Origin of the sequence: Shewanella sp. GutCb, assembly GCF_002836135.1 — a bacterium.
In the GTDB taxonomy this organism is placed as follows: Bacteria; Pseudomonadota; Gammaproteobacteria; order Enterobacterales; family Shewanellaceae; genus Shewanella.
On sequence record NZ_PJBL01000022.1, the window covers coordinates 103,980 to 116,774 of the forward strand.

Genomic DNA, 12,795 nt, shown 5'->3' on the forward strand with positions numbered 1-12,795 from the left:
AATTAAATACAGTTGAGTCGAATATGAGACAAGAAAATAAGCCAGAATCGTTCTTTGTTGCCGCGTTTGAGCCGGGCGCTGAGCATCCAGCATTACCAGCATGGGGCAACAGCACACTCAATCCTGCCAAGCTAAGCAGTGATTTTGATATTAGCCAAGTAGAGCGCCGGGAACTTGCCGACGTACCCGGCGCTTTTCAGTTGTTAAACGTGCTGTCTAAAGATGAATGCAAAAGATTAATTGAGATAAGTGAGCAACTTGAGTTTTTACCAGATGCAGCAGTGTCGTTACCCCGAAGTGTTCGCCATAACGATAGCTTAACTTGGATTGTTGACCCAAAAACCGATGGCACTATTTGGCAACGTATTGCTCATTTGATGGATGATAGACAGGGTATTTTTAACGGCGATAAAGCATTAGGTATTAATGCACGTTTTCGTTTTTATCGTTATAGCCAAGATGATTATTTTAAACCGCACTCCGATGGTTCTTGGCCTGGCAGCCGAATTATAGATAACCAGTTAATCGCCAATGCCTACCCAGATCGTTTTAGTCAAATGACCTTCTTAATTCTCCTTAGCGAAGACTTTGAAGGCGGTGAAACTCGTTTTTTGGTGAACGCAAACGATGCCACTAAACCCGCAAAAGCAGGCGATGAGGTTGTTAATGTCGATGTCAGAACACCCGCTGGTGGAGTATTGTGTTTTCCACACGGAATGCATCCTATGCACTGTATTCATAGCTCTGTTGCGATCACTAAAGGTGTTAAATACATCATCCGCACCGATGTTTTGTTAGCAGTGTAAAAGATTCATCGCTTGGTTTAGGTTTCATTGGTCCTAACGATTAGTCTTTCTACTAAGAAGGACTAAAGTTTACTCACTAACCAAATACGAATGGAATGGCATTGAAGGTGGAGGTTTGCTCTGCCTGCTAACACATCAAGTGCTAATCATGCTAATTTCTAATTTGCTCTAGTTGAGGTAAAATAGCCGATTATTCGATTTGATGACGCGCATGACCATTAATATTAAAAATATACCAGAAAAGGAAGTCACCTGTTCAAACTGTCAGGCTTGCTGCTGCCGTTTAGAGGTGTTTCTTCTGACTGATACTGGTGTTCCTGAAGAGTATATTGCTGTTGATAATTGGGGCGGCGAAACGATGTTTCGTTTAGAGGATGGGTGGTGTGCAGCATTAGATCGGGAGACACTGATGTGCTCTATTTATGAAAATCGCCCTTGGGTTTGTCGAGAATTCGAAATGGCTTCTTATGAATGTCTCGTAGAAAGAGAAGGGATGCTGTAGCGATATTTATGACCTTGAGAAATCTAGTTTGATTTGTCAGTAAGCTAGCTACTTTAGGTCTTTATATGTTGATAATGACGGTTTGATTAAAGCGGTTATAGCGTTATATCGGCTCTAAAAATAATGGCCATCGTGTAATCTCGACGGCCATAATGCTGCTTACATCGCTGACGATTTTGGTGCAGCTTTTTTAGCAGCCTTAGCGGCTTTCTTTTCTTTTGCATTTAAAAGCGGCTGTTTTTTAACTGCCTTTTTACTGTCTTGTCCTTTACTCATAATACTTTCCACCTTTTTACGTGATACACCCAAAGCCAGTTTGAACCAGCCTAAGGATTGAAGTAATCAGTGACTTTTAGTATAAAAGCCAATTCAATCAATAACTGCTTCAGTATGGCCTTATAGCAGGACAATTGATAGGCCTAGCGCATCTGAAATTCTTTAACTCAGTGGGATCTATCGATGGACGCTGCTTCTTTGACCAAGCGACCGTTTTATACTCAAGTGACTTAAATATATTGGTTTCAGATCTTCGCCTCGCTAAGCGAGGAAGCCTATTTTTTCGTACTCCTTATTGATAAGTATAAATATCAAATTGAATATCGAGTACTATTATTCGAAGAAGAGCTTCACGGACGGTAATAACCTTGAAGATACTGGCGTAAATCACAACCTAAATCGCTGTCACTTCTCGATATACTGCATGGTAAATGGTAAATGGTAAACATTTGGAGCTCTTTCTGTCTAATTTGGGTTATAGATTGTTTTAAGAGAGATACCTTATAAGAGGTTATTGTTAATGTTTGAAGCTACTTTATAAGCTTTACCATGGCTGTTGCGCAGAAATTTGATTGTTTCTTCACATCACTGGTCTGTTGGTTCTTTGCTAGCAGATTTAAATTTGGCCAAGTCGCTATCTAGCAACTCGAGAGTCTCCTTTGTCATTATCATTTCGCTAATACCAGCTTTGATAAGACTCTCATAGACAGTCCTACGATAGCGATTTCTATATGCATCTCATTTTTCAGCTTAGAAAGTAGTGCAAATCATTAAATTTCAATTCCAATAACGACTTCTGGCTTAAGTTTATTCGGAGTTGCTGAAGTTGAAAATAGACAGTTAATTAAATTAGCGTGTACAACTCTCTTATTACATAAAATCCAATTCTCAATGCGTCAATGGTGAGGGTCGTTCACTGTTTCCTTATTTGATTTTAAGCCGGCTATGCCTGATGCGAAGGCTTGCATGTGTTGTAAAACCATTGATATGAACCCTATGTTCTTCATTTACTGTATTTTGAGTTATTTACCACTTCCCCTTAACTTCGAATGCCGGCAGACCCCTCTTCGTGGCAAAGGTTAGTCTATAAATACTGACTGCCAAGATAGTCTCTTTTCCAAATCTGCTCGTTAATTTTCAAATTACACAGCAGGTATAAGCCTTAAGAGCTATAACTTTATTAGAATGAATTTTATGCAAGGTGTTGAATTACAGCTGAGTTTAGTTTTTTTAACTATTATTCTTGCTTTAAATCTTCATCTATTCTAATTGCAGTTAGGGATTGTGTTTATGTTTGAAACCTCACTATTTGGTAGTCTTTATATTACCCCATTTTTTGTTACATTCTTTTGGGGTTCCGTTTTTTGGTTATCAGCTCGACGCTCTCGATTTTTTCATGTCACAGCTATTCCTCCTGAACTCAGTGGCTACGTAGCAGTATCAACTTGGATCCTGACGATTACTTTGGTGCACTTTGGTCGTTTAACCTTATTAGGCTGGCAATCATGAAAATAGACAGAGCGCTTATTCTTACTATTATTCTTGTTTTGGCATCGATTGCATTTAGTTACTATCTTTGGGTGTTTTATATGGTTTCTCCGTGGACGCGAGATGCTCGTGTTCACGCCGATATTTCCCATGTAGCCAGCCAAATAACGGGAAAGGTAAAAAGAATCCATATAAAAACAGATGAGCAGGTGAATAAAGACCAACTGCTGTTTGAGTTAGAAGGAACAGATCAACAGATTGCTTTAGATAAAGCGATAGCATCTCTTGAAAGAGGTCAATTTCAGCTAAAGCTACTGCAAGACGAAAAACAGCGTTTACAAGGGATCCCGGGTAACCTTGTGTCAGAAGATGATAGAGATAAAGCTAATACCTCTGTTAAAGAGCAGCAAGCTCAAATCAAAGTGTTAACCGCTGATCTATCTCAAGCTAAACTTAATCTCGAACGTACAAAAATCTATGCTCCTCATGCTGGGTACATATCAGATTTGGATTTTACGCGAGGGCAGGTGGTAACACCTGGTCAGCAAGTTATGGCGCTCATTGACCTTAATAGCTTTTCCATCAAGGCATATTTTGAAGAAACGCGGATCAAAGAACTAGCGCCTGGACAGAAGGCCAAAATACGCTTGATGGGACGAGACGATATTGTGCTTAAAGGTACAGTGGTTAGCATTGCTAGAGGTATAAACAATAACAACACGACTAAAGGTAGCCAGCAGTTACCTGATGTACAACAGACATTCCCTTGGATAAGACTTGCTCAGCGCGTACCAGTAACGATTGTTTTTGACGACCAACAGCAAGTCCAAGAGCTGCATCTATTCTCGGGTTCTACAGCCTCAGTCGTTATTGAATAATGGCAGAAGCATCGAATAAGCCCTCCAGTTGGCGTTGGCTAATCCCCGATTTTAATAATGCCGAAATTATGGCTGGCATTAGAATGGGGTTGGCACTGTCGGGTTGTACTTTAACGGCAATGTATTTGGATTTAGAAAGCCCTGGTTGGGCTACGACAACAGCGTTAATGGTCACATTGGTGGGGAGTTTTGGCGGCATTATAGATAAGGGTATCTCACGTTTTAAAGGGACATTACTCGCCGTACCTTTAGGCATATTTTCCTATAATTACTTGATAAATGACCCTTGGCTTTTTTCTTTTGGAGTCGCATTTATTACAGCTGCACTCATTTTACCTTCGTTACTGCGTAAGAATAATGAGCGCTACATATTTAATGTTACTTGCTCAACGTTTATCTTAATCGCTATTTACGGATTGTTGGTCACCGATCCTCAAGATATGTTGCAAACCATTGCCAATAGAGTCTCTGAAGTGAGCTTAGGGATACTCTTTTCATTTTTAGCCACTATGGGGACTAAACCTAAATATGAGGCTAAGAAGCTCTACCTTCAATTGGATAAACTCAACGATATAAGTCGTGATTCATTGAAGAAAGGCAAGTATCAATTAGATATTTTGCAAGCGTTGGAGGCATTAGCTGCTGCTTCTATTGAGTCGGTAAAAATAGGTTATCACGCCAACCATTTGGAACTCTCATTATCGAAACTGCTTATAGCGACAGAGTTATCAGATGCAGCAAATAACGTATCGTTGTCAGAGCAATCGCAAACGCTACTCGACGGTAAAATAGACAAGTTCATTAAAGATTATCACTTTGCATACAAGCTATTAATGTCTAGCCGTAAACTGCCTAGAACGAGTAACCGAAGGCTGAACAGCTTGTCGCCGACAAATTGGCAAATAGTGGCTATTGCTGCATCTAGAGTATTTTGGGTCATTTTTATATCCCTCCTTTACTGGTATTTTACTTCCTTTCAAAGTGCTCCTTCAGCATTGATGTTGGGCTGTATTTTCGTTTCCATTTTTTCCACACAAATCGGATTTACAAAGCAGCTAAGAAAATTTCTAATTGCGACAATTATGGGTTCAGGGTTAGGTTTTTTATTTGCTAACCAATTGCTATTGGCCATTCCGATTTGGCAGTGGTTATTTTGTGTTGTGTTTGGGGCGGGTTTTGTTAGTGGAGTATTGCTCACGAGAGCTGGCCCACAAACACCCACCATTATTTTTTCAACGGTCTTTTTCTTATCTGCATTAGGGCTTAATAATCTTGCAAACTTTGATCCTATCACCAGTTTTAATAATGCACTGGTTCATATCATTACAGTATTACAACTATGGCTCGGTTTTATGCTAATTCCTGAACCCAGCAACGAGTATGTTGCACGGCTAACGGTAAAGTCGATACAAAAAAACACTAGAAAAGCCATCGAGTATCGTATCAAAAAGGCATCAAAGTACTTTATTTTACAAATGCAGCGACGCTTGCAAATCAGCCAATTAAAGGGCTTCAACATAGGCCGAGAAAAACAGGTTCTTTGTAATATTGAAACGACCAAAGGGTTATTGGCACTACGTGCTAACGAGAAACTCGTTGAGTTCGATCTCAATATGGCTGCTTTATTAGAACAATATGATAGCTCTGAGGAGGCTAGCCGATATTTGCGTCAGCTAAATAATTCAGAGAGTAGGCCTGAGAATAGTGATTTAGAGGCACTAATTGCATTGGTGGTTTGTTTTTACGAACTTAATCAATGGCAGTATCAAGAGGATTTGCCAGCTTCACATTGAGACTCAAGGTGATAAAAAAGTAGCTTATCTAAAGCTGTTAATGGGCATATTTTATCCTAGTGTACCGGTTGGTGATACTGAGAGCGCTAAAACTGACCGTGAGCACTATCGTTCTAACACTTAACGAGCCTAATTAAGCAAATTACGTAATTAACCCAAGACTATTGCCTCAAAAACACCGATAATTCTCACCATTAAGGCACGCTAGCCGATTGACAACGCACGACTCTGGACACTATTCAATGGAAATCAAAGTTAACTTTCTCGACAACCTCAGACTTGAAGCAAAGTTTGATGACTTTACCGTCACTGCAGATCAGCCTATTCGTTACAAAGGCGACGGTTCAGCCCCTAGCCCTTTTGACTATTTCTTAGCTTCGTCAGCGCTATGCGCCGCCTATTTTATCAAGGTGTACTGTAAGGCTAGAGATATTCCAACGGAAAACATCAGACTGTCGCAAAACAACATTGTTGACCCTGAAGATCGCTATAACCAAATATTTCAAATCCAAGTTGAGCTACCAGCAGATATTTCAGAGAAAGACAGAACGGGGATTCTTCGTTCGATCGACCGCTGTACTGTAAAAAAGGTTGTTCAGACGGGGCCTGAGTTTAAAATCGAAACGGTTGAAAACCTCGACGAAGACGCTAACGCGATGTTGATGGGACAAGCCGATGGCGATGCTAGCACCTACATCTTAGGTAAAGACTTGCCGCTTGAGCAAACGATTACCAATATGACCAGCATGCTAGCTGATTTAGGGATGAAGATAGAAATATCGTCATGGCGTAATATTGTGCCTAATGTTTGGTCTTTGCACATCCGTGATGCTGCATCTCCAATGTGTTTTACCAACGGTAAGGGCGCAACGAAAGAGAGTGCACTTTGTTCAGCTCTGGGCGAGTTTATTGAACGCTTAAACTGTAATTTCTTTTATAACGATCAATTCTTCGGTGAAGAGATCGCCAACAGTGAGTTTGTTCATTACCCGAATGAAAAATGGTTTGCGTTAGAAGAGGATGACTCACTACCTGCAGGCATTTTGGACCAGCATTGTTTAGACATTTACAATCCAGACGAAGAGCTGGCGGGTTCTAATCTTATCGACACTAACTCAGGTATGACTGAACGTGGCATTTGTTCTATCCCTTATGTGCGTCACTCTGATGGTGAAACGGTTTACTTTCCGTCTAACCTAATTGAAAACTTATTTTTAAGTAACGGCATGAGCGCGGGTAATAACCTAGCTGAAGCGAAGGTGCAATGCTTATCAGAAATATTTGAGCGCGCCGTTAAAAGACAAATCATTGAGCAAGAAATCGTTCTGCCAGATGTCCCTATGGCGGTACTTGAAAAGTACCCAAGTATTTTAGCGGGTATTCAAGGCTTAGAAGAACGCGGATTCCCTGTTGTAGTAAAAGACGCCTCACTGGGTGGCCAATTTCCTGTTATGTGTGTCACCTTGATGAACCCAAGAACGGGCGGTGTATTTGCCTCTTTTGGTGCACACCCAAGTTTTGAAGTCGCCGTTGAGCGTAGTTTGACTGAGCTACTACAAGGTCGTAGCTTTGAGGGCTTAAACGATGTCCCTAAGCCGACGTTCGATAGCATGACAGTGACTGAACCTGAGAACTTTGTTGAGCACTTTATCGATTCTACCGGTGTTATTTCATGGCGCTTCTTCAGCAGCAAGCATGACTATGATTTTTGTGAGTGGGATTTCTCAGGCACCAATGAAGAAGAATCTCAGAGCCTCTTTGGCATATTAGCTGATATTGGCAAAGAAGCTTATATAGCTGAGTTTGATCAGTTAGGCGCGTCAGTGTGCCGTATACTCGTGCCGGATTACTCAGAAGTTTATCCCGTCGAAGATTTGATTTGGGACAACACCAATAAGTCGCTGCATTATCGCGAAGATATCTTAAATCTTCATTCTCTAGATGATGACCAACTGGCAGGCTTAGTTGAGCGACTCGAAGAGAGTCAACTCGATAACCAAACGGATATTCCGACATTAATTGGCATTGTGTTTGACGAGAACACTGTTTGGGGCCAGCTCACTATCATCGAGCTTAAAATCCTTATCTATCTAGCAATGGGCGAGTTAGAAAATGCGATGGAGCTTGTCGCTGAATTCCTACAGTACAACGACAATACCGTAGAGCGTGGTTTGTTCTATCAAGCGGTTAATGCAGTCCTTGAAGTCACCATGGACGACGAACTCGAGCTCGAACACTTTATTGGTAACTTCAATAGAATGTTTGGTAAAGAGAACATGCAAAACGTAGTCGGTTCTGTTACCGGTGAAGTGAAGTTCTTTGGCCTGACGCAGACCAGCATGAAGCTTGAAGGCATAGAGCCACACTTAAGATTGATTGAAAGCTATAAGAAATTGCATCAAGCGCGTAAAGACAAAGCAGCAAGTTAATTCTATTATTGCAGTAGCTTTTGCTCTTTAGATATATAGCCCATCAATTGATGGGCTTTTTATTGCCTGCACGGTGGTTAAAAGGGAGGAGGGTGGCTCAGTTATGCCCCAAAACGAGTTTACGTCAGCAATTCGTCCAATACAGCACAGACCTCTTTGCAATATTTTTTCTCATCAGTCGGAAAGTACAGTGTTAGTGTTTTTATACAGTATTATTGGCTTTGTGCGGATAATCATCAAATTATGCGCAATCAGTTCGCGGTTTGCTATTGAGTGAAAAGAAAAAGAGGCGTAAATTCAGTAAGATGTAAGTGTGCGTTCATGAAAAGTTCAGATAACCGGAAAGCAAAGTGTGCGACTCACTTTTCTCCCTAGGTGTATTGGTTACAATCTTCAGCGTAAATGTTTAATAAGCTGTTATTAATGTTTTTTTCAGACTTTTTACTGTGCACGCTTTCTCAACATGGTTTGGCAAAACGCGCAAGCCGTATATACAAATGTTAGCATTCACAAGGAAATCACGTGGACAAGTTACTCGAATATATAGCTAAAGAATGGGGGGTTGTTTCTCAAGCCCCATTTGCCTTCCTAATTCTAGGTGCAATTATGTTTGGCTTGGCCTATCTTGCCGCTAAGTGGAGATATACAGCAGTTGTTGAACAAACTAAGTCTGCCAATGAAACATTAAAAGAACGACTACATTTGAAAAGTGAACAAGCTGAATCTTACAAAGATCGTGCTTTAAAGTATGATGAAAAGGTACATTCTGTTGTTGATTCAGATGAAGTGGCACTGAAAGATAAAACACTTGAAGTTGTTAAGAATCTTCGTGAATACATAGAGAGGTATAAGCGTGAAGATCAAGTAAACATGATGGAACGCCACACATCATCAGGGCAACAATCTGAAGAACAACGTAATATTGAATGGAATAAACAAACAAATAACATGATGCGTCTTAGCAGTGAAATGAACGCCGAGTATGATCGTCGTTTCAGAGTAGACACTATGCTTCTAAGAGATGAACTTCGATCTAGGTTGCCTGATTATGCTCCTCAAGATAGGCATCGTGATTCTGCATACGAACATCCAACTAATTATTTTGGTTTTAATGATGTTGCAAGTGATCTTGAGCGCATGGCCAAAATGCTAACAAGCTAATTAACAAGGACAAAAAACAGTTTGCTGTTTCGTTCCTCAACATTTTAGCAAACTATTTTTAGCCTGTTATTAGGGCGTTATGTTCCTGAGCTACCTGTAGATTCATCAGAATATGGAGATTAAAAAATAGATGGCATCATTCAATTTAAATTACCCTCATCAAGATGAGGGTCAAAAAATGCTAACCATTGAGTCTGGTGAAATAATGTTTATGGTTGGTCCCAATGGGACTGGTAAATCAACATTAATGCATACATTTACCACTCAAAACACAGGTAATGTCCGGAGAATAACTGCACATAGACAAGTTTGGTTTAATTCAGACTCTGTTGATATTACACCTGCTTCAAGGCTACAAACTGAACGGCAAATGGTAAACAATGATCAGCAGGAGCAATCAAGATGGAAAGATGATTATGCTCATCAACGTTCTCAAGCTACCATTTTTGATTTGATAGATTCGGAGAATATAGAAGCAAGGAAAATAGCTGAAGCGGCAAGAGATGGACGAATGGAAGATGTTGCAGAGCTTGCATTACTTCAAGCTCCTGTGGCAACCATGAATGATATATTGAGAATTTCAAATTTACACTTCAAAATATCAATTGACAGCGCGAGTAAATTAATTGCGATTAGAGAAGGCTATCCTCCTTTCAGTATCGCGCAATTATCTGATGGAGAAAGGAATGCTCTTCTCATCATTTCCAATGTTTTAACGGCTAAGGAAAGTACTTTAATATTACTCGATGAGCCAGAAAGGCATTTGCATCGCTCTATTGTATCGCCTTTGATAAGTACATTACTGTCGTATAGAGGTGACTGTGCTTTTGTTATCTCAACTCATGATGTATCTCTCCCGCACGATCAGGAAAAAAGTTCTGCTTTGCTACTAAGGAAATACAATCATCAGCCTAAATCATGGAATGTAGATTTTATTCCATCTGTTGAAGGAATGGATGAAGAAGTTGCAAAATCAGTTTTGGGTTCACGAAGAACTCTACTTTTTGTTGAAGGACAAGTATCCAGCTTAGATATTCAACTCTATCAAATACTTTACCCTACAATAACAATAAAACCTTTGGGTAGTTGCGTGGATGTTGAGCGAGTAGTCAAAGGAATAAGGGAGTCAGGAGAGAGCCATTGGGTAACAGCAATTGGAATAATTGATCGTGACAATAGATCGGATGATGAGTGTCGTCAGTTATGTAGCGAGGGGATTATTCCTTTAGATCAATACTCGATAGAGTCACTCTATTACCACCCGCTAGTTATCAAAACTATTTTACGTAGAGTCTCGACAGTAAATGATATTGACCCTGATGTAATCTACGAAGAAATCATTGAAGCAGTGATAAATTCAATAGCACCACACAAAACTCGAATGGCAGCAAGGCTTGTACAAAGAAAAGTCAAAGATAACCTTTCTCGCCAAGCTCCAGATTATCGAGCAATAATGGCGGGAAATGTAAATATTGAATTTTCAACGGCAACTATATTTAGCGAAGAGTTGCAGTTGATAGACTCATTACTGGAAGCAAGAAATATTGTAGGTCTAATTTCCAGATACCCAATCCGAGAAACCCCTGCGTTAGAAGGAATTTCTCGAGGTGCTCTTTTTGCTTCCAAAGAAAAATATGAGCAAGCTGTAAGAAAAATGGTTATTGAGGATGTAGCCGCCTTTGATATGTTAAGGGAATTACTTTCACCTGTTACTGAAAGGGTAATGGAAACATAACAAGCGCCTGCAATCTGACCTCCAGCTACTGTCACTTTTTGTGCAGAAAACGCACAAAAGGCGCCAGTAGCCTCCGGCAGTTGAGACGGGCGTTATGTCATTCAAATGGAGTAACTGATTTTGGCAATGAAAAAACTTACACTTCCCCAAGGTAATTCAACTGAAGTAATTGAGATAGACCAAAGTGTTATCGTTATTGGTGCAAATGGTTCAGGAAAAACAAGGTTGGGAGTGTGGATAATCAATAACGCTCAAAATAAAGATCTAGTCCATAGGATTTCTGCACAAAAATCTCTATCTTTTCCGGATTCAACGAATATTAAGTCAATTGAAAATGCTGAAAATTCATTATTAAATGGTCATGATAGCCATGACTCTTTTTTTAGAAGCGCAAATCCGACATCAGCATCAAATGACTTCGATAAATTACTCGTATATTTGTTTTCTGAAGAAACAGAGGCAAATGCAAAATTTAAACAAGATTGTAAAACTATAGAAACACGGGTAGAGCCGCCAAAAACCAAAATAGACCTTGTAAAGGCGTTATGGGAAGAGATCCTCCCACATAGGGAATTGGTCGTAGGTGGGTTGAATATTCAAACTCAGGTTAAAGGGCAAGTAGATAAAATCTATAAATCGTCTGAAATGAGTGATGGTGAACGAGTTATATTTTACTTAATTGGGCAGTGTTTAGCTGCACCTATAAATGGAGTTGTCGTAATTGACGAACCAGAATTGCATCTGCATAAGTCAGTTCAAGTTCCTCTTTGGGATGCCATTGAAAAATTACGTCAGGATTGCGTCTTTGTATACTTAACGCATGATGTAGATTTTGCGGCTGCAAAAGAAGCATCAAAAAGTATATGGTTGAAATCGTTTGATGGTAAAAACTGGGATTGGTCACTTATAAATGAAGATGAAAACATACCTAATGAATTAATTATTGAAGTATTGGGGAGCCGAAAACCTGTTGTCTTTGTCGAAGGTGAAAGTGGTAGCTTCGATAGCAGTCTTTATCGTGAATTATTATCTAATTTCCTTGTCATTCCTCACGGAAGTTGTTCAGAAGTAATTCAATCGGTAAAGGCGCTAAAAGCTAATTCTCAAATTCATCATCTAGATGTGTTTGGAGTAATAGATAGAGATAGACGCCTTCAAGCTGAAATAACCAAACTAGAGAAAGACTCTATATATGTTTTAGAGGTTGCTGAAGTTGAAAATTTATTTTGCACAGAAGACGTTTTGAAAATAGTTAGTGGAAGACTTGCTCGAGATCCATCGGCTGATTTCTCAGCTGTTTCGAATACAATATTTTGTCGATTGCAATCTGAACTTGATACACAAGTGTCACTACACGTATCAAGTGAAGTAAAGTTTAAGCTGAATATATTTGATGTTAAACAAAAAGGCGCCGCTAAGATTAATACAGTGCTACAAAATTTAGTCACAAGCATCGACGTTGACCAAATATATTCAGATACACATCAACGATTTACTGATGTATTGGAGAGTAAAGATTATAAACAATTGCTAGCTTTATATAACCGTAAATCACTTTGTACTCAAGCTAGCACATCATTGGGTTTATCCAACGGTAGCTTACCTGAGACCGTAGTAAGACTGATTAAAGGTGATTGTAAAGAGTCTATAAAAACTGCTTTAAAACCATATTTTGGTAGTTTTCAGCAATACATGACATAATCGGGTAGCCGGAGGTATCTAGCCTC

At 39.7% G+C, this 12,795-nt stretch carries 9 protein-coding genes; all 9 read left to right on the forward strand.

Translation table 11 applies throughout. The features are described 5' to 3' along the window. The first annotated feature begins 23 nt into the window (after positions 1-23). The 9 genes from CXF86_RS13595 (at position 24) to CXF86_RS13635 (ending at position 12,769) form a co-directional block, all read left to right on the forward strand. Positions 24-806, forward strand: coding sequence for a 2OG-Fe(II) oxygenase family protein (locus CXF86_RS13595; RefSeq protein ID WP_101092091.1), 783 nt, complete (start codon positions 24-26; stop codon positions 804-806). A 211-nt stretch (positions 807-1,017) separates the two neighbouring features. Then, on the forward strand, positions 1,018-1,308 hold the full coding sequence (locus tag CXF86_RS13600) for a YkgJ family cysteine cluster protein (RefSeq protein WP_101092092.1): 291 nt from the start codon (positions 1,018-1,020) through the stop codon (positions 1,306-1,308). Positions 1,309-2,874: 1,566 nt separating this feature from the next. After that, on the forward strand, positions 2,875-3,093 hold the full coding sequence (locus tag CXF86_RS13605; protein ID WP_102039219.1) for a hypothetical protein: 219 nt from the start codon (positions 2,875-2,877) through the stop codon (positions 3,091-3,093). Further along, positions 3,090-3,950: an efflux RND transporter periplasmic adaptor subunit gene (locus CXF86_RS13610; protein ID WP_102039220.1), complete on the forward strand. Its 861-nt coding sequence runs from the start codon at positions 3,090-3,092 to the stop codon at positions 3,948-3,950. Before CXF86_RS13605 ends, CXF86_RS13610 begins: the two co-directional genes overlap by 4 nt. Continuing rightward, entirely contained in the window at positions 3,950-5,743 is a 1,794-nt protein-coding gene (locus CXF86_RS13615) for an FUSC family protein (protein WP_102039221.1), read from the forward strand. The genes CXF86_RS13610 and CXF86_RS13615 overlap by 1 nt, the downstream gene beginning before the upstream one ends. A 242-nt stretch (positions 5,744-5,985) precedes the next feature. Further along, positions 5,986-8,172 carry an OsmC domain/YcaO domain-containing protein gene (locus CXF86_RS13620; RefSeq protein WP_101092093.1) on the forward strand — a complete coding sequence of 729 codons (2,187 nt, stop codon included), beginning with the start codon at positions 5,986-5,988 and terminating at the stop codon, positions 8,170-8,172. A 522-nt stretch (positions 8,173-8,694) separates the two neighbouring features. Further along, positions 8,695-9,333 carry a hypothetical protein gene (locus CXF86_RS13625; RefSeq protein ID WP_102039222.1) on the forward strand — a complete coding sequence of 213 codons (639 nt, stop codon included), beginning with the start codon at positions 8,695-8,697 and terminating at the stop codon, positions 9,331-9,333. Positions 9,334-9,463: 130 nt separating this feature from the next. Continuing rightward, a complete protein-coding gene (locus CXF86_RS13630) occupies positions 9,464-11,068 on the forward strand; it encodes an AAA family ATPase (protein ID WP_102039223.1) in 1,605 nt (534 codons plus the stop codon). A 126-nt stretch (positions 11,069-11,194) separates the two neighbouring features. Next, positions 11,195-12,769, forward strand: coding sequence for a DUF4435 domain-containing protein (locus CXF86_RS13635; protein ID WP_257985355.1), 1,575 nt, complete (start codon positions 11,195-11,197; stop codon positions 12,767-12,769). The last annotated feature ends 26 nt before the right edge of the window (positions 12,770-12,795 follow it).